General features: G+C 63.4%; 16 protein-coding genes, 2 tRNA genes and 1 pseudogene. 11 read left to right on the top strand and 8 right to left on the bottom strand.

What is annotated here, in order from left to right; genetic code table 11:
* The first annotated feature begins 113 nt into the window (after positions 1 to 113).
* From rplS to gltX, 4 genes are all read left to right on the top strand, one after another.
* Positions 114 to 596 carry a 50S ribosomal protein L19 gene (rplS, locus tag AC01FP_RS04490; RefSeq protein WP_474478420.1) on the top strand — a complete coding sequence of 161 codons (483 nt, stop codon included), beginning with the start codon at positions 114 to 116 and terminating at the stop codon, positions 594 to 596.
* A 92-nt stretch (positions 597 to 688) separates the two neighbouring features.
* Positions 689 to 761, top strand: a tRNA-Trp gene (locus AC01FP_RS04485).
* A 352-nt stretch (positions 762 to 1,113) separates the two neighbouring features.
* Positions 1,114 to 1,187: transfer RNA gene (locus tag AC01FP_RS04480), tRNA-Asp, on the top strand.
* A 26-nt stretch (positions 1,188 to 1,213) separates the two neighbouring features.
* Positions 1,214 to 2,695, top strand: coding sequence for a glutamate--tRNA ligase (gene gltX, locus AC01FP_RS04475; protein WP_474478419.1), 1,482 nt, complete (start codon positions 1,214 to 1,216; stop codon positions 2,693 to 2,695).
* Here gltX and AC01FP_RS04470 read toward each other — a convergent pair.
* The 3 genes and pseudogenes from AC01FP_RS04470 to AC01FP_RS04460 form a co-directional block, all read right to left on the bottom strand.
* Complete coding sequence (locus AC01FP_RS04470) at positions 2,627 to 3,877, bottom strand: cation:proton antiporter (protein WP_474478418.1); 1,251 nt, start codon at positions 3,875 to 3,877, stop codon at positions 2,627 to 2,629. The two genes, gltX and AC01FP_RS04470, sit on opposite strands and share 69 nt — an antisense overlap.
* The gene (locus tag AC01FP_RS04465; RefSeq protein ID WP_474478417.1) at positions 3,874 to 4,116 is read right to left on the bottom strand and encodes a hypothetical protein; all 243 of its coding nucleotides are present in this window, start codon (positions 4,114 to 4,116) and stop codon (positions 3,874 to 3,876) included. Before AC01FP_RS04465 ends, AC01FP_RS04470 begins: the two co-directional genes overlap by 4 nt.
* Positions 4,074 to 4,620, bottom strand: a pseudogene (locus AC01FP_RS04460) (DUF1643 domain-containing protein). Before AC01FP_RS04460 ends, AC01FP_RS04465 begins: the two are co-directional and overlap by 43 nt.
* Positions 4,621 to 4,637: 17 nt before the next feature.
* Here AC01FP_RS04460 and AC01FP_RS04455 point away from each other — a divergent pair.
* From AC01FP_RS04455 to cysS, 4 genes are read left to right on the top strand one after another with little or no spacing between them, the layout of a single operon-like run.
* Positions 4,638 to 4,976, top strand: coding sequence for a nucleotidyltransferase domain-containing protein (locus tag AC01FP_RS04455; RefSeq protein ID WP_474478416.1), 339 nt, complete (start codon positions 4,638 to 4,640; stop codon positions 4,974 to 4,976).
* A complete protein-coding gene (locus AC01FP_RS04450) occupies positions 4,973 to 5,365 on the top strand; it encodes a HEPN domain-containing protein (protein WP_474478415.1) in 393 nt (130 codons plus the stop codon). The genes AC01FP_RS04455 and AC01FP_RS04450 overlap by 4 nt, the downstream gene beginning before the upstream one ends.
* Positions 5,366 to 5,406: 41 nt before the next feature.
* A complete protein-coding gene (polA, locus tag AC01FP_RS04445) occupies positions 5,407 to 8,409 on the top strand; it encodes a DNA polymerase I (protein ID WP_474478414.1) in 3,003 nt (1,000 codons plus the stop codon).
* A gap of 11 nt (positions 8,410 to 8,420) precedes the next feature.
* On the top strand, positions 8,421 to 9,872 hold the full coding sequence (gene cysS, locus AC01FP_RS04440; protein ID WP_474478413.1) for a cysteine--tRNA ligase: 1,452 nt from the start codon (positions 8,421 to 8,423) through the stop codon (positions 9,870 to 9,872).
* A gap of 14 nt (positions 9,873 to 9,886) precedes the next feature.
* Here cysS and AC01FP_RS04435 read toward each other — a convergent pair whose 3' ends face one another.
* Positions 9,887 to 10,111 (bottom strand): hypothetical protein, encoded by a 225-nt coding sequence (locus tag AC01FP_RS04435; protein WP_474478412.1) that lies wholly within the window; start codon positions 10,109 to 10,111, stop codon positions 9,887 to 9,889.
* A 121-nt stretch (positions 10,112 to 10,232) separates the two neighbouring features.
* Between AC01FP_RS04435 and AC01FP_RS04430 the strand changes: the two genes are divergently transcribed.
* Positions 10,233 to 11,483, top strand: coding sequence for a 1-deoxy-D-xylulose-5-phosphate reductoisomerase (locus tag AC01FP_RS04430; protein ID WP_474478411.1), 1,251 nt, complete (start codon positions 10,233 to 10,235; stop codon positions 11,481 to 11,483).
* Positions 11,484 to 11,493: 10 nt separating this feature from the next.
* Positions 11,494 to 11,838: a (2Fe-2S) ferredoxin domain-containing protein gene (locus AC01FP_RS04425; RefSeq protein ID WP_474478410.1), complete on the top strand. Its 345-nt coding sequence runs from the start codon at positions 11,494 to 11,496 to the stop codon at positions 11,836 to 11,838.
* Positions 11,839 to 12,155: 317 nt separating this feature from the next.
* Here AC01FP_RS04425 and AC01FP_RS04420 read toward each other — a convergent pair whose 3' ends face one another.
* Positions 12,156 to 13,115, bottom strand: a complete 960-nt coding sequence (locus AC01FP_RS04420) for a YheT family hydrolase (protein WP_474478409.1) — start codon at positions 13,113 to 13,115, stop codon at positions 12,156 to 12,158.
* Between the two features lie 126 nt (positions 13,116 to 13,241).
* Here AC01FP_RS04420 and AC01FP_RS04415 point away from each other — a divergent pair, with 126 nt between their 5' ends.
* Positions 13,242 to 14,018 carry a hypothetical protein gene (locus AC01FP_RS04415; protein WP_474478408.1) on the top strand — a complete coding sequence of 259 codons (777 nt, stop codon included), beginning with the start codon at positions 13,242 to 13,244 and terminating at the stop codon, positions 14,016 to 14,018.
* 22 nt (positions 14,019 to 14,040) lie between these two features.
* Here the strand turns inward: AC01FP_RS04415 and AC01FP_RS04410 are convergent, their stop codons facing one another.
* From AC01FP_RS04410 to AC01FP_RS04400, 3 genes are read right to left on the bottom strand one after another with little or no spacing between them, the layout of a single operon-like run.
* On the bottom strand, positions 14,041 to 15,456 hold the full coding sequence (locus AC01FP_RS04410; protein ID WP_474478407.1) for an NAD(P)(+) transhydrogenase (Re/Si-specific) subunit beta: 1,416 nt from the start codon (positions 15,454 to 15,456) through the stop codon (positions 14,041 to 14,043).
* A complete protein-coding gene (locus AC01FP_RS04405) occupies positions 15,456 to 15,761 on the bottom strand; it encodes an NAD(P) transhydrogenase subunit alpha part 2 (protein WP_474478406.1) in 306 nt (101 codons plus the stop codon). The genes AC01FP_RS04410 and AC01FP_RS04405 overlap by 1 nt, the downstream gene beginning before the upstream one ends.
* Positions 15,761 to 16,894 carry an NAD(P) transhydrogenase subunit alpha gene (locus AC01FP_RS04400; RefSeq protein ID WP_474478404.1) on the bottom strand — a complete coding sequence of 378 codons (1,134 nt, stop codon included), beginning with the start codon at positions 16,892 to 16,894 and terminating at the stop codon, positions 15,761 to 15,763. Before AC01FP_RS04400 ends, AC01FP_RS04405 begins: the two co-directional genes overlap by 1 nt.
* Between the last annotated feature and the right edge of the window lie 131 nt (positions 16,895 to 17,025).

Genomic DNA, 17,025 nt, shown 5'->3' with positions numbered 1-17,025 from the left:
GGGCAGAACTGAAAGCTACCAATGGGACTGGACCGCTGTGGCTAAGAGGGAATAGCAATCCGGGCACCACGAGCCGGTACACTGCTTCTTTGGCAAGGCGTAACGGAGCTGAGATGGCAACGGAGTCGACAGAAATTCAAGCGGCAGATCAGGTGGTGAGCGCCACCGTGACCGCTGCGGCTCCCGCGGCCACCGCGGTGCAAGAAAAACCCGCCGCCGCGAAGGTCAAAACCGGCAAACTCAGCGCCCAAGAGCTGATTCATGCCTTTGAATCCGAACAATTAAAAGATGAGCTGCCCGACATTTATGTCGGCGACACCGTGAAGGTCGGTGTGCGCATCCGAGAAGGCAATAAAGAGCGTGTGCAGCCCTATGAGGGAGTTGTGATCGCCAAGCGCCATGGTGGCCTCAACGAGACCATCACGGTTCGCCGGATTTTCCAAGGTATTGGCGTGGAGCGGGTCTTCATGCTTCACAGTCCTCAAGTCGCTTCCGTGAATGTGGAGCGCCGCGGTAAGGTGCGTAGGGCGAAGCTCTTTTACCTGCGCGACCGGGTGGGTAAAGCCACACGCGTCAAGCAACGCTTCGACCGCTGAGGTTGCCAACGCAACGTCAGCTTGCTGTCTTGGGTTTTCTCTAGATAGCTGGCTGGTTAGCCGCGGCCACCTGATTACGGGGCATCGGCCCTGCGCCGTTAGTTCAGTTGGTAGAACGCAGGTCTCCAAAACCTGATGTCGGGGGTTCAAGTCCTCCACGGCGCGTTCGATGCCCCAATTTGCAGTTTGCTGGTTTGAGCATGGAGTTGGATTTACAACCCGGAGATGTGGTCAAGGTGCTCGAATCAGCCGCTCTGGGCTGGGTTCGAGCTCGGGTGATTCGGGTGAAATCCGGTGGCAGGGTGGTTGTTCAGAGCGACCAAGGCCGTGAATTCACAGCCCGAGGCAATCAGGTTCGTTTGATTGAGCCAGCAGGGTTCAGGCCCTGAGACTCATGAGGCTTTAATGCCGATCCGTAATGTCGGTCTGCCCTAAACCAATTGGTTGACGAGCGGACCGGCCATCACGGATACTTTAAAAGTCATCACGATGACACAGTTAGCTCAAAAAGCTGCCTGGGACTGTAGTTCAACCGGTTAGAGCACCGCCCTGTCACGGCGGAAGTTGCGGGTTCGAATCCCGTCAGTCCCGTTCCATTTCAATTAGGAGTTGTCCCTATGGATGCTGCGCAGTCCGTAGCAGGGCAACTACTGTCAGATCGCCAGGTTCGGGTTCGACTGGCCCCGAGCCCAACTGGCACCCTGCACATAGGCACGGCTCGCACTGCAGTCTTCAATTGGCTTTACGCCCGCCGTCTGGGCGGTCAGTTTTTGCTACGTATTGAAGACACCGACAAAGAGCGCAGCAAGCCCGAATACACCGCCAACATCCTCGAGGGGCTTCAGTGGCTTGGGCTGCAATGGGACGGAGAACCCGTGATTCAGAGCGCTCGCATCAGCGAGCACCGGGCCGCCATCGAGCAACTGCTTGCCTCCGGCCACGCCTACCGCTGCTACGCCAGCGAGGCGGAACTCACCGCCATGCGGGAGCAGCAGGCAGCCAGCAAGCAGGCCCCCCGCTACGACAACCGCCACCGCGACTTAACGGCAAAGCAGCAACAGTCCTTCATCGCCGAGGGGCGCCAAGCCACCATCCGCTTCCGCATCGACGACGACGCCACGATCACCTGGAGCGACCTAGTGCGGGGCGAAATGCGCTGGGCCGGCGCCGACCTAGGCGGCGACATGGTGATCGCCCGCCGAGCCCCCGCCGACCAGATAGGCAACCCCCTCTACAACCTGGTGGTGGTGGTGGACGATGCCGCCATGGCGATCAGCCATGTCATCCGCGGCGAAGACCACATCGCCAACACCGCCAAACAGCTGCTGCTTTATCAGGCCCTTGGCGCCGAGCCACCGGTGTTTGCCCACACCCCCCTGATCCTCAACAAGGAGGGCAAGAAGCTCTCCAAACGCGACGGCGTCACCTCGGTGAGCGACTTTCGGCAGATGGGCTACACCGCTGAAGCCCTGGCCAACTACATGACCCTGCTGGGCTGGTCGCCGCCGGAGGGGATGGGCGAGCGCTTCAGCCTGGCTGAGGCTGCGGCAGCGTTTTCCTTCGAGCGGGTCAACCGCGCCGGCGCTCGCTTCGACTGGGACAAGCTCAACTGGTTAAACGGCCAGGTGCTGCACGAGCTGGGCCCCGAGGCCCTGCGGCAGCAGCTACTGCCCCTCTGGGCCGCCGCGGGCTGGCCGGCTAATTCCAGCGGCATCAGCGCAGATCCCGCCTGGCAGCTACAGCTATGTGAGCTGCTCGGCCCCTCCCTCACCCTGCTGGCCGACGGTGTCGACCAGGCCCGGCCATTCTTCGCAACCCCAGACCTCAACGAAGCTGCCAGCGCCCAGCTCGAACTCGAGGGTGCGCGCCCAGCCCTGGCAGCCCTACTGGAGCAGTTGCCGCCGGGTGCCATGGAGCCCGATCAGGCCCAGGGGCTGCTTAGCGAGGCCGCAGCTGCCGCCGGCGTCAAGAAGGGCGTAATCATGAAGAGCCTGCGGGCAGCGCTGCTCGGCAGCCTCCAAGGCCCCGACCTACTGGCCACCTGGCTGCTGCTGCACCGATGCGGCGCCGACCGCCCCCGCATCGCCCGCTGCCTCTGAGAGGCCGAGCCAGCGGGCCAGGGGGCCGGCGCTTAGGCCCTGCAGCCCCACGGTGAGCAGGATCGTCAGAAACACCAACCCCTGAAGACGTCCGGCCCCCACCACTCCCGCCTGCTCAAGGCGAATCGCAAACAGACTGGCCACCGCCGCGGTAACGATGCCGCGGGGCGCCAACCAGCTCATCAGGGCCCGTTGGGGCAAGCTGTAGGCGAGGCCCCAGGTGGCCAGGCCGATTGCCACGGGGCGCACCAGCAGCATCAAACTCAGCACGCAGGCCACCCCTCCCCAGCCCAAGGGGCTGAGTTCGGCCCAGCTCACATCTGCGGCCAGCAGAGGAAAAAGCATCGTGATCGCCAGCTGGGCCAACTGACGAATCAACTCATCGAGCTCGGCGGCATCGGTATCGGGCCGGCGACCCACCACCACCCCGGCCGCCACGGCCGCGGGCAGCCCCGATTCGGGCAGCAGCAACTCACAGACACTAAACATCAGAAACAAGGTGCCCAAGGCGAGCTGGAGCCGCAGTGCTCCAGCCGGCTGGGCGGGGATGCGGCGCAGGGCTTCGGCCAGCAGCCAGCCGCAAAGGGCACCGATCGCCACACCACCACCGAGCCGTTGCAGCAGCCCCAGGGCCAGCTCCCGCCAGCCATGGAGGTCGCCCAGGGCCAGCTCCAAAAGCAGTAGCGCCAGCACAGCACCAATCGGCTCCAGGATCAGTCCCTCCCCCTCCAGCACCTCGCCAAGGGGCGGCGCCAAGCGGATCTGCCGCACCAGCGGAGTCACCACGGTTGGGCCAGTGGCCAGCACGATGGCGCTGAACACCGCCGCCAGCGACCAGTTCAGCCCCGCCAACCAGTGGGCGGCCAGCAGGCCAGCTGCGAGGCCGAGCAACAGGCGCACCAGCACGATGCGCAGCACCGCCTGCTTAGTGGCATCACCGGGCAGGCGCAGGTTGATGCCACCGTCAAACAGCACCAGGCTCACCAGCAGGCCGACCACCGTGCCCAGACCAGCACCCAGGTCGAGGGGTTCTACAAGGCCAAAACCGGAGCGGCCGATCACCAGGCCGGCGCTGAGCAGCAAAACCACCCCCGGCAGACCGGTGAACCAGGCCAGGGCCTGAGCAGTGGCCCCGGCAAAAACCGTGACCCCCCAGAGCAGGCCAAGCCGCTCAGGTGTCATTCATCTAAGGCATTGAACTTGGGCTCCACATGGATGCCAATCACGCCGTTGGGTCGCACCACCAGATACTCGCCCTCCAAGTCCCCAATCGGCACATTCACGAAGGTATCCGGGGCGGAGGCGGTGAGCACCCCGCCATACCACTGTTGAAAGGCCTCCAGGGTAGGAAAATTGACTGTTTCGGTCTGGCCGCCGCTCATGTGCAGGTGCACGGCGTAGCGGCGGGGGATGCGGGACATGGAATCGCGCCGGGCAGCGATACGGAGGTGCCCACAGGATGCCCCAGGGACTGTTGGTTGGGGCAGGTGAGTAGCTGCAGCGCAACATCGCTGGCCACATAGAGGGGATGGCGGGGCTGGCCGGCGGCGGTGAGGCCCAGGGCCCAGAGACCACGCCCCTGCAACAAGGCCAGCACCCCCTGATCGCGCCCCCGCCAAGCACCCTGGTTGCCCCAGCCCAGCCACACCGGCGCCTGGGGCTGGGCCGCCAGCCGGTGCTGCAGCCAGAAATCAGCCTCCACGCCCACAGGATCAGCAGCGCGGCGCAACACCGCAGGCGATGGGCTGATAAGAGCAAACAGGTTGAGCACATCGAGGCTGCCGCTGGCCATCGGCCCGCGAAGGATTGAGGCCGATGAACAGCAGCCGTGGCGCCGCCGGCTGCCACACCCGCTCCAGCCACAAGCGGTAACGGCCGCAGGGGCTGAAGGCGGCGCTGCCGCTGAGGATGGCCTCCTGCACCATCGGCCTAGCATTAACCAATGCCCAGCCTGGCCGCCATTCGCGAACAGCGCCACAGCGCCCGCCTAAGGGCGTTGCGCGCAAGCGCCGCAGAGGTCGCCGCCAGCCAGCCGGGCGGCGAGGTGTGGCTATTTGGCTCGCTGGCCCGCGGCGACTGGGATGGCTGCTCCGACGTTGACCTCTTGGCCATCGCCCCCAGCAAGCAGCAGGCTGATGCCCTGGCCGATGCTCTTCTGGACGCCCGCCTCGGAGACGACGTGCTGGCGCTGAGCCAGGAGCGCTGGCAGCAGCTGAAAGGGGGCGACGATCCCTACTGGCGGGCCATCGGCCGCGACGCCCTGCGCCTGGATCAGCCGTGACTCCCAGGGTTGAGGCCTGGATCCGCCAGGCCCAAAACGATCTGGAGGCAGCGGGCTTCACGGCCCGCCAGGGGTTCCATGCCCAGGCCTGCTACCTGGCGGGTCAGGCCGCCGAAAAAGCCCTCAAGGCCTTGCTGCTGGCGGCCGGGATCACTCCGCCATACAGCCACTCCCTCGAGAAACTGGTGGAGCTGCTGCAACAGCAGGGACTGGATCTTCCAGCCCTGGCTGAGCTGCATCTCAAGGCGCTTACGCGCATGAATAGCGCCAGCCGCTACCCCCAAGGCGATGAGGCGCCGGCTGATCTCTTCGATGCCAACGACAGCACCACTGCCCTGGGCACCGCGGAGGCCGTGGTGCGGATCGCCATGGCCCAACTGCAAGCCTGAGCTCTGGCAGGCTGACCCGACCCATCACCCCTTGCAGCAACGTGGCCCTTGGCACCAAGCCCCTGCTGCTTCTGATCGACGGCCACTCCCTGGCTTTCCGCAGTTTTTACGCCTTTGCCAAGGGGGGCGACGGGGGGCTGAGCACCAAGGCGGGGGTGCCCACCAGCGTCACCTACGGCTTCTTAAAGGCCCTGCTCGACAACTGCAAGGGGCTCAAGCCCAACGGCCTGGTGGTGGCCTTCGACACGGCCGAGCCCACCTTCCGCCACGAGGCAGATGCGGCCTATAAGGCCCACCGGGATGTGGCGCCGGAGCACTTTTTCGCCGATCTGGCCAACCTGCAGCAGATCCTGGCCGAGAGCCTCGACATCCCCCTAGCGATGGCGCCGGGCTATGAGGCCGACGACGTGCTCGGCACCCTGGCCAACCGGGCGGCGGCGGAGGGCTGGCGGGTGCGGATCCTCTCGGGCGACCGCGACCTGTTCCAGCTGGTCGACGACGAGCGCGACATCGCCGTGCTCTACATGGGCGGCGGCCCCTATGCCAAAAACAGCGGGCCGCTGGAGATCCGCCACGACGGCGTGATCGCCAAGCTCGGCGTGACACCAGACGAAGTCGTTGACCTCAAGGCGCTCACGGGCGACAGCTCAGACAACATCCCCGGCGTTAAGGGAGTGGGGCCAAAAACCGCCATCAATTTGCTGAAGGAGTTTGAGCATGTCGATGGCATCTATGCCGCCCTCGACCAGCTGGCGGCCGCGGGAGCCAAGGCCACCCAGGGCAGCCTCAAGGGTGCCCTGATCGAGAAGCTGCGCGCCGACCGTGAAAGCGCCTATCGCTCGCGGATGCTGGCCGAGATCCTGATCGACATCCCCCTGCCGAGCGAGCCACGGCTGGAGCTGGGGGCAGTCAAGGCCGAGGCCCTGGCCAGCAGCCTGGAGGAGCTGGAGCTTTACAGCCTGGTGAAACAGGTGCCCAACTTCGCCCAGCTGTTCTCGGCCGTGCCGCCGGAGCCCAGGGAGGAATCCAGCCCCGCGGGCGGCAAGGCCGTCACAGCCACCATTCGGGCGGTTTCGGCTGGTGAAACAGAAAGTTCAACAAACGGTGCAACAGCTCCCGATCAGCCGGACAGCAAGGGGCTGCCTGCCCTCGAGCCCCAGCTGATCAGCAGCCCCGAGGCCCTGGACGCCCTGGTGCAGCTCCTCAACGGCTGCACAGATCCGGGCCGCCCCGTGGCCTTAGACACCGAAACCACCAGCCTCAACCCCTTCCAGGCCGAACTGGTGGGTGTGGGTGTGGCCTGGGGAGATGGCCCGGCGGAGCTCGCTTACATCCCGATCGGCCACCACCCGCCCGCGGCGGCCGACCTGCTCAGCGCCCCCCCAGACGCCCCGCCCCAGCTGCCCCTCGCTGCGGTGCTCACCGCTCTGGCGCCCTGGCTTGCCAGTGCCTCCCACCCCAAGGCCCTGCAGAACGCCAAGTACGACCGGCTAATCCTGCTGCGCCACGGCCTGCCCCTGGGCGGGGTGGTGATGGACACGATGCTGGCCGATTACCTGCGCGATGCCGGCGACAAACACGGCCTCGACGCCATGGCCGAGCGCAACTTCGGGTTCAGCCCCACCAGCTACGTCGAGCTGGTGCCAAAGGGAGCCAATTTCGCGTCCGTGGAGATCGCCGCGGCCGCCCTCTACTGCGGCATGGATGTGCACCTCACCTGGCGCCTGGCCCAGCTGCTGCGCCGCGAGCTCACCGCCATGGGCGATGCCCTGCCCCAACTGCTTGACCAACTCGAACTCCCCTTGGAGCCCGTGCTGGCCCTGATGGAGGCCACCGGCATCCGCATAGACACCGCCTACCTGGGTGAGCTCAGCACCGAGCTCAAAATCACCCTGGATCGCCTTGAGGGCGAGGCCAAGTCGGCTGCCGGTGTCGACTTCAACCTCGCCTCGCCGAAGCAGCTGGGCGAACTGCTGTTCGACACCCTTGGGCTGGATCGCAAGAAATCGCGCAAGACCAAAACCGGCTGGAGCACCGATGCCACCGTGCTCGAGAAGCTCGAAACCGATCACCCAGTGGTACCCCTGGTGCTGGAGCACCGCACCCTCAGCAAGCTCAAGAGCACCTACGTGGATGCCCTGCCGGCCCTGATGGAGCCGGAGACAGGCCGGGTGCATACCGATTTCAACCAGGCCGTAACTGCCACCGGGCGCCTGAGCAGCAGCAACCCCAACCTGCAGAACATCCCGATCCGCACCGAGTTCTCGCGGCGCATCCGCAAGGCCTTCCTGCCCCAGGAGGGCTGGTCGCTGATCAGCGCCGACTACTCCCAAATTGAGCTGCGCATCCTGGCCCACCTCAGTGGCGAAGCGGTGCTGGTGGAGGCTTACCGCACTGGCGACGACGTGCACGCCCTCACCGCCCGGCTGCTGCTCGACAAAGACACGGTGACACCGGATGAACGCCGCCTGGGCAAGACGATCAACTTCGGCGTGATCTACGGCATGGGCGCCCAGCGCTTCGCCCGGGAAACGGGCGTGAGCCAGGCCGAGGCCAAGGAGTTTCTAAGCAAATACAAGCAGCGCTACCCGAAGGTCTTCGCCTTCCTGGAGCTGCAGGAGCGGCTGGCCCTGAGCCGGGGCTACGTGGAAACGATCCTGGGCCGGCGCCGGCCCTTCCACTTCGATCCCAACGGCCTGGGCCGGCTGCGCGGCAAGGATCCCCTCGAGATCGACCTGGAGGTGGCCCGCCGCGGCGGCATGGAGGCCCAGCAGTTGCGGGCTGCCGCCAATGCGCCGATCCAGGGCTCCAGCGCCGACATCATCAAGCTGGCCATGGTGCAGCTGCACCGCGAGCTGCAGGCCGCCCAGCTGCCGGCAAGACTTTTGCTGCAGGTGCACGACGAACTGGTGCTCGAAGCAGCGCCTGAGGCCCTCGAAGCGGTGCTCACCTTGACGCGTGAAACCATGGAGCGAGCCGTGACCCTGTCGGTGCCCTTGGTGGTGGAGACGGGCGTCGGCCCCAACTGGATGGAAGCCAAGTAATCAGCAGCTCAATGACCCTGCGCCTCACCAACACCCTCACGCGCCGCATTGAACTGTTCGAGCCGCTGGTGCCCGGCCAGGTGAGCATCTACTGCTGCGGCGTGACGGTCTACGACCTATGCCATCTGGGCCATGCCCGCAGCTACATCGCCTGGGATGTGTTGCGCCGGTATCTGATTTGGAGCGGCTACCAGGTCACCTTCGTGCAGAACTACACGGACATCGACGACAAGATCCTGGGTCGGGCCGCTGAGGAGGGCAGCTCGATGCAGGCGGTGAGTGAGCGCAACATCGAGGCCTTCGTGACCGACATGGCCCGGCTAAACATCCTGCCGCCGGATCGCATGCCGAGGGCTACCCAAAGCCTGGACGCCATTCGCAGCCTGATCACCGAGCTGGAAGCCAAGGGGGCGGCCTACAGCGCTGATGGCGATGTCTATTTCGCCGTGATGAAGCATGCCGGCTACGGCAAGTTGAGTGGCCGCGACCTGGCAGAGCAGCAGGACAACGCCGCCGGCCGGGTGGCCACTGCAGAGGAGGCCCGCAAGCAGCACCCCTTCGACTTTGCCCTCTGGAAGGGCACCAAAGTGGGCGAGCCCAGCTGGGAATCCCCCTGGGGCCCAGGCCGGCCCGGCTGGCACATCGAGTGCTCCGCCATGGTGCGCGAGGAGCTCGGCGACACGATCGACATCCACCTCGGTGGCGCCGACCTGATCTTTCCCCACCACGAAAACGAAATTGCCCAGTCGGAGGCGGCCAGCGGCCACGAGCTGGCTCGCTACTGGCTGCACAACGGCATGGTCAATGTGGGCGGCCAGAAGATGTCCAAATCCCTGGGCAACTTCACCACCATCCGTGCCCTGCTGGATTCGGGCATCTCGCCGATGACCCTGCGCCTGTTCACCCTCCAAGCCCACTACCGCAAGCCGCTCGACTTCAGCGCCGAAGCCCTGGAGGCCGCCGCCACCGGCTGGAAGGGCCTCAACGCGGCCTTGGGCCTAGCAAGCACGTTGACGCTTGGCGCCGCCCCCGCCTGCCCCCCGGCTCTTGCCACATCCCGCCAGCGCTTCGCCGCCGCCATGGACGACGACCTCAACACCTCCGCAGCCCTGGCGGTGCTGTTCGAGCTGGCCAAGCCCCTGCGCGCCCTCGCCAATCGGCTGGAGCGAGGTGATACTAGCGCCGCCGCTGAGGCCCGGGCACCAGAGCTGGTGGATCAGGGGCAGCTGCTGCTGGAACTGGCCGGAGTGCTCGGCCTCCAGAGCGAAACCGAGGCCAAAACCAGCACCACCAGCTCCGGCCCCAGCGACGCCGAGATCCAAGCCCAAATCGAACAGCGTCAGGCCGCTAAGGCCGCCAAGGATTTCCCTGCCGCCGATGGGATCCGCGATGGCCTGAGGGCCCAGGGCATCGAGCTGATCGACAGGCCTGGCGGCATCACCGAATGGCTGCGTAGCTCCTGAGGGCAAGCCCCTGTTCAGTCCTCGCTCGGCGCGGGTGCCTGCCGGCCCTGCATCATCCGCTCGATCTTGCGAATCCGCTCCAGGGTGGTGGTCCATACCTCTTTTTGAAAGCCCGGCTCACAGCCATCCACTAGGGCCTGCAAATCCTCCTGTCGCTCGAAGGCATCCCAGAGCTGGCGCTCGAGCTTGGCCCGATCGATGAAGTTCCAGCGCTGCAGCCATACGGGCAGTACCGCCATAGGAATAGGTCCAACTCGGTTTAGTTAAGGGGATCCAGCCTCAACTGGTGAGAGCAGCCGGGATCACTGCGGGGCATCCGGCAGGGTCAATGGGAGACTTAAGGCCACTTGAGCTGCTGCCGTGAAAGCCCTCTCCGTGCTCGGCTCCACCGGCTCGATCGGCACCCAAACCCTAGAACTGGCCGAAGAATTCCCAGACCGCTTCCGGGTGGTGGCCCTCACGGCCGGCAACAACCTCGATCTATTGGTGAGTCAGATCCAGCGCCATGCACCGGAGGTGGTGGCCCTGGCCAATGTCGAGCGCGTCAGGGAGCTGCGTGAGCGGCTGCACGCCCTGGAGCCCGCCGCCCGGCCCGCCCGCATGCCCGAACTGCTGGGGGGCCCTGAGGGCCTCTGCGCCGCCGCCGCCTGGTCCACGGCCGATCTGGTGGTGACCGGGATCGTGGGCTGCGCAGGACTACTGCCCACCCTGGCCGCCATCCGCGCCGGCAAGGACCTGGCCCTGGCCAATAAGGAAACCCTGATCGCAGCTGGGCCCGTGGTGCTGCCGGAGCTGGAGAAGAGCGGCTCGCGCCTGCTGCCGGCCGATTCCGAGCACTCGGCGATCTTCCAGTGCCTGCAGGGCACCCCCTACGCCGAGACGGCGCGCCTCTCCACCGGCAGCCCCACCCCGGGCCTGCGCCGCATCCAGCTCACCGCCAGCGGCGGCGCCTTCCGCGACTGGCCGGCGGCAGACCTCCACAAGGCCACTGTGGCCGATGCCACCAGCCATCCCAACTGGAGCATGGGCCGCAAAATCACCGTGGATTCGGCCTCCTTAATGAACAAGGGCCTGGAAGTGATCGAGGCCCACTATCTGTTTGGTCTCGATTACGACGCCATCGAGATCGTGATCCACCCCCAATCGATCATCCATTCGATGGTGGAACTGGCCGATTCCTCGGTGCTGGCCCAGTTGGGATGGCCCGATATGAAACTGCCCATTCTTTATTGCCTCAGCTGGCCCGAGCGCCTGAGCACCCCCTGGCGCCGGCTCAATCTCACCGAGGTGGGCCAGCTCAACTTCCGCGCCCCCGACCCGGCCAAGTACCCCTGCATGCAGCTGGCCTACGCGGCCGGCCGCGCCGGCGGCACGATGCCTGCGGTGATGAACGCCGCCAACGAACAGGCCGTGGCCCTCTTCCTCGAGGAAAGGGTCCACTTCCTCGATATCCCCAAATTGATCGACCGGGTTTGTGATCGCCACCAAGTCGACCTCATGGCCAATCCCTCCCTAGACGATGTGCTGGCCGTAGATGCTTGGGCCCGTCAGGCGGTGCATGAGGCTGCAGAACGGCTTACTGCCAAGGCTCCGGCAGCGCTAGCGGTGTGATGGTGAACCAGTGATCAGTCACCACCTGCTGCTCTGCGCCACACCCACCAAGGCGCTTTGCTGCCCGGATCCATCTATCGGCGCCGCTAGCTGGAACACCCTGAAGCGCCGAGTGCGCGAACTGGGCTTAGAAGATCCGGCCCGGCCCGAGGGGATAGTGCTGCGCACCAAGGCCGACTGCCTGCGCATTTGCGCCGAGGGCCCCTTGCTGCTGCTCTGGCCTGAAGGGATTATCTACGGAGGCGTTAGCCCCGAACGGATCGAGAGGATCCTGCGGGACCACGTAATCGACGGTCAAATCATTAGGGAGTGGGTAGTGCAGAGATATCAGTTAAAGATGGAATCAACGGTTTAAAAAACCCAAGCCGCTGCTGTATAGCTGAGCAGCTCAAGCCGATCAAAACAATCCTCAAGAGGCCTGAGGATATCTAAAAAATACGATAAGGCCTTGCACGAAAGCGCCAATAGCTTTTTAGGGACTCCTAAAAAAGTCAGATCGACATTCCCTAAGAACTGATCGTTCGCCTGAATCGCGTGAAGATTGACTAACCCGAGGCGGAGCCAATTTTAAAAGTTCCGTTGAGTTAGTAGATCAAAAGATTCCATCGATTCAAGATCAAATCTATTTTTGACTGACCTAAATGGAGCAACATCATTCAAACCAACCGAGATCTAGCGACGCCACCTCAACAGCCACTCCAAAACGCGGCGATCTGCCCAGCTCCCACTGGGAGAATCACCCACACCGTGAAAGCCGTTATGCCCCCCAGTTCCAGGCAGGCAAATCTCTACATCGGGCAGCTGCAGGCTTGCCATTGCAATCAACGAAGCCGTGGGAACTAAAGGATCATCAAGGGCCTGGATCAACAGCAGAGGCGGCAGGTAGATCCCAGAACAAAGCATCTCCAGCGGAGAGGCCTCGCTGTAGTAACGGTCTATATCGGCATAGCCCCAGCGGGGCGCTGTGATCAGTGCGTCAAAGTCCCGAATCCTGCCTACCCGATCAAGTGCGGCCAGGGTGCCTGGCGGGATTGCCTGGGGATCGGCGAGGGTCTGGCGGACCATTCCCCTCAACATATAGCGATGGTAAAGAAAATTGCGGGTTCGCTCAATCTCACGTGAGGACGCGGCAAGATTTAGGGGACTACTAACGCAGGCCAGACCGTCGAGGCCATCCGGTAAAGCCAATAGAGCATTAAGCAGCACGGTGCCTCCAAGCGAAAGGCCCACTCCCAGCAAAGGCCGGTCAAGTGCCTGTTGCCTGACTGTCGCCAAAACCGGAAACAGATCACGGTTGCAAGCGGCCGCATAGGTGCCTGATGCCATGGCACGCCCTTCGCCAGCGCCCCGCAGATTCAAACGCCCGACAGCAAAACCATTTTCAACCAGCAGGCCTGCCAGTCGTTGTACGCCTGGGCGCTCGCTACTGCCGGCAAGGCCGTGCACCAACAGCACCCAGGCACAAGGATCCTGCCACTGCGGCAGATCCAGCTTGAGCAGAAGCGCGCCCCCATCTGGCAGTCGAATCGGGAGTCGCTGACTTGAATCGACAGACCAGGGATGCAAGGCAAAGGTATCCCGCAAAGTCTGCAGATCCGGGCCAATCCAGGGCCAGCGCTGACGGAAGCTCATTGGCAATCGATTTTGCTGAGTCACCAGCGATACAACACCGCCCCTTCATAGATCAGGAAGACAAAACAGGCTTTGGCATCAAGACCAAGGATGTTAATATGAAGCCAATTTCAAAAAAGAATTTTGTTGCCGCCAAAGTGGTTAAGTATTCCATTCTGCATTGCTGTTACATTCTGCCTGCCTATTTCAGCAAAAGCTTCTAGACCTGCCATCAGCAATTCTATCGAAAGCAAAGGATCAGACCGCACCAAAAACTCTAAGACAGCGGCACGCGGCAACCAGGTTTCAGGCCAATCTCCCAGATGGGGATTAGTGCAATCCACCGTTCTTGCACCTCGGCCAATTTGGGAATTAGTACCGTCCGATCAAGCGAGCTCATCACTAAATTTGCAAGCAGGTGCAACCTCTGAGCAACCAACCGCCACGCCAGCGCCCAAAGTTGATACAGATTCAAGCAATACCCAGCCCTCCAACCTACTCCCCTCCAATCCCTGGATTATTGGACTGGGAGGAGGCTTACGCTTTGGCATTAGTGATCCTAATTATGGCATGGCCTACGGGCGCATTGGCAGAATGATTGGCAAAGATACGTCAATTTCATTACGCCCAGCATATGTTTTTGGCAACATCGATCCTGCTGGAGATAAAAACAATGAAGGGGCATTTCAAATGCCGTTAACTCTTGATCTCTATCCCAATAGTCGCTTCAGCCCTTACATTGGTGGCGGTATTGCAACTAACACTAATAGCGAGGGCAGTACAGACGCAATGGCAACGGTCGGGCTAGACATCAACCTCTCCAAACGGCTGAGCCTAGGAGCTGGGCTTAATTATATATTTTATGCCCCGGATGAAAACAATAGAGACATACAAGGCTTCACAGTTCTTTACTTTAAATTTTAAAGGTGCATATCTTTCTAATCAATCATTTTTTGCCGATTCCCATGCTGCGCAGCTCGGTGAGCAGTCCATTGAGTACGGCCTTGGCATCACCAAATACCATGGCGGTCTGGGGAAGTTCAAACAGGGCGTTTTTAATGCCCGCATAGCCAGCACCAAGGCTGCGCTTCACCACAAACACTTGGCGGGCTTGATCCACCTCAAGCACGGGCATGCCATACAGAGGGCTGGTGGAATCGGTCTTGGCGTCTGGGTTAACCACGTCGTTGGCTCCCAACACAATCACCACATCGGTGCGGGGGAATTCAGGGTTAACAATGTCCATCTCCAGCAGTTGCTCATAGGGCACATCTGCCTCTGCCAAAAGCACATTCATATGACCAGGCATGCGCCCAGCTACCGGATGGATTGCATACGTAACTTCTACCCCATGGTTTTCAAGCAACTTTGAAAGTTCACGCAAGGCATGCTGGGCCTGGGCCACTGCCAGGCCGTAGCCGGGCACAAACACAACGCGCTCAGCGGCCTCGAGGGCAAGGGCGCATTCCTCAGCGCTGCAGCTGGTGATGCGGGTATAGCCGGCCTCCTCGCCGCCACCGCCCACCGGTGCCGCCCCACCAAGGGCTCCTCCAAACAGCACACTCACAAGGGAGCGGTTCATGGCGGTGCACATCACCTGGGTGAGGATCAGGCCCGCGGCACCCACCATGGCGCCGGCCACGATTAGAAGTTGGCTGCCAACGACGAAACCGGCTGCAGCTGCGGCCACTCCGGAATAGGAGTTGAGCAGCGAGATCACCACAGGCATGTCGGCACCGCCGATCGGCAGGGTGACACCGATACCGAGCAGGGAAGAGGCCACCACCAGCAACCAAAGAGGTGATCCCGCCATATCGCCAGGCAGGGCAATCGCACCGACCAGGCAGGCCACCGCCAGGGAAATATTCACGGCGTGGCGCATGGTGCTCTGGGTCCAGCTGGGGGTATCAATCCAGCCCTGCAACTTGCCCATCGCCACGATCGAGCCGCTGAAGGTGATCGCGCCAACGAACACCGAAATCACGATCGAGATCTGCTCCACCAGGCCGGAGGAGCCGCCGGGGCTAAACAACGCCACCCCAAGAGCTACTAGCAATGACGCCATACCGCCACAGCCGTTGAACAGCGCCACGGTTTCGGGCATGGCAGTCATCGGCACCCGCTGGGCCGTAATCAGCCCGAGCACGCCGCCCAGGCCAGTGCCGATCGCTACCCAGAGCCAGGCTTGGGGGGATAGGGGCTGCTGAATCAGCAGGCCAAGCACGGCCAGCCCCATGGCCAGGGCCGCCAAACCATTGGCGGAGCGAGCGGTGCTCACCTTGGAGAGGCCCTTGATACCGAGGGCCAGCAACAGCACGGCGCCCAGGTCGATCAGGGCGGGCAAAAGTTCAATTCCAGCCATCAGCGGGTCCCTCCGGTGCGGGGTGATTTACGCGAAAACATGGCCAGCATGCGGTCGGTGACCAGGAAGCCGCCAACGACGTTGAACAGGGCAAAACCCAGCGAAAGCGAGCCGAGCACCAGCAGGGGCAGCTGGTCATTGGCCTGGCCGATCAAGGTGAGTGAAGCCAGCACGGTGATGCCGCTGATCGCATTGGCACCACTCATCAGCGGGGTGTGCAGGGTGGGAGGCACCTTGCCGATCAGTTCGAGTCCCAACAGGCTGCCCAGCAGGAGCACCCAGAGGGCTTGGGTCAAGGCACTCATCAGTTAGCTCCGGAAACGAGGTCAGGGAAACGGCAGGCGCCGTCGTGAGTGAACAGGCAGCCGGCCACGATCGGGTCCTCCTGGTCGAGCTGGAAGCCGTCTTCGCCCAGCACGTGCTCCACCAGGGCCGCCAGGTTGCGGGCGTAGAGGGCGCTGGCGTGGTTGGCAACGGAGCTGGGCAGGCCATCGCCACCAATCAGCCGCACGCCATGGCGCTCGACCGTTTGGCCGCAGACCGTGCCGGCGCAGTTGCCGCCCTGGGCCACGGCCAAATCCACCACTACTGAGCCGGGGCGCATGCCCGTGAGCATCTCATCGGAAATCAGCAAGGGAGCTCGCCGGCCCGGCACCTGGGCGGTGCAGATCACCATGTCGGCCAGGGCCAGCTGATCGGCCAATTGCTGACGCTGAGCAGCCAGAAAGGCTTCGCTAGCCGCCTTGGCATAGCCGCCGGCTTCAGCGGGGCGCTCCTCCTGCTCGGGTGGGGAAAGGAACCTGCCACCTAGAGATTCGACCTGCTCCTTCGCCGCGGGCCGCACATCACTGACATAAACCACCGCGCCAAGACGCCGGGCCGTTGCCAAAGCCTGCAGCCCCGCCACCCCTGCGCCCAGGATCAGGGCCCGAGCCGGCTGAATTGTGCCCGCCGCTGTCATCAACATCGGCACGTAGCGATCTAAGGCTGCAGCCGCCAGCAGCACCGCCTTGTAACCGGCGATGTTGGCCTGGGACGACAGCACGTCCATGGTCTGGGCCCGGCTGATCCGGGGCAGCAGCTCCAAGGCCAAGGCCGACACCCGCCGGGACTGAAGCTGCTCCACTAGGGCAGTGGCGCCATAGGGGGAGAGCAGACCCGCCAGCAGGGCTCCAGGCCGCAGCTGATCCAGCACTTCGGCAGCGGGGGGATTGACGCAGAGCACCGCATCGACGCCAGCGCCGAGCTCGGGGCCTGGGGCAACAAGGCGGGCTCCAGCCGCTTCAAATTCATGGTCGGCATAGCCGGCCGCCAAACCAGCGCTTTGCTCAACTTGCAGCGTCAGCCCTCGGGCCAATAGCCGGCGAACGGTTTCAGGAGTTGCGGCAACGCGACACTCCCCCGGGATGCGTTCCCGCAGGATTAATACTTCAGCCAAGAGGGTTCCCGGAGGCCATCTGTCTATTAGGGGGTGTCTCCCCTCGCCTGAGCAGGTAGCGCCCCTCCGAGTGGTGTAACTCAGGAGGTCCTGTGACCCTTTCCGGAGGGTGAACAGGAGCAGTCAGAGGA

This window comes from Cyanobium sp. NIVA-CYA 375 (assembly GCF_056108345.1).
The sequence above is the reverse complement of the archived record's forward strand: the minus strand, read 5'-3'. Positions and strand labels throughout refer to the sequence as shown.

Coding starts and splice junctions, on each gene's coding strand:
- rplS (WP_474478420.1), top strand. CDS start 114: ATGGCAACGGAGTCGACAGAAATTCAAGCGGCAGATCAGGTGGTGAGC.
- gltX (WP_474478419.1), top strand. CDS start 1,214: ATGGATGCTGCGCAGTCCGTAGCAGGGCAACTACTGTCAGATCGCCAG.
- AC01FP_RS04470 (WP_474478418.1), bottom strand. CDS start 3,877: ATGACACCTGAGCGGCTTGGCCTGCTCTGGGGGGTCACGGTTTTTGCC.
- AC01FP_RS04465 (WP_474478417.1), bottom strand. CDS start 4,116: ATGTCCCGCATCCCCCGCCGCTACGCCGTGCACCTGCACATGAGCGGC.
- AC01FP_RS04455 (WP_474478416.1), top strand. CDS start 4,638: ATGCCCAGCCTGGCCGCCATTCGCGAACAGCGCCACAGCGCCCGCCTA.
- cysS (WP_474478413.1), top strand. CDS start 8,421: ATGACCCTGCGCCTCACCAACACCCTCACGCGCCGCATTGAACTGTTC.
- AC01FP_RS04435 (WP_474478412.1), bottom strand. CDS start 10,111: ATGGCGGTACTGCCCGTATGGCTGCAGCGCTGGAACTTCATCGATCGG.
- AC01FP_RS04420 (WP_474478409.1), bottom strand. CDS start 13,115: ATGAGCTTCCGTCAGCGCTGGCCCTGGATTGGCCCGGATCTGCAGACT.
- AC01FP_RS04410 (WP_474478407.1), bottom strand. CDS start 15,456: ATGGCTGGAATTGAACTTTTGCCCGCCCTGATCGACCTGGGCGCCGTG.
- AC01FP_RS04405 (WP_474478406.1), bottom strand. CDS start 15,761: ATGAGTGCCTTGACCCAAGCCCTCTGGGTGCTCCTGCTGGGCAGCCTG.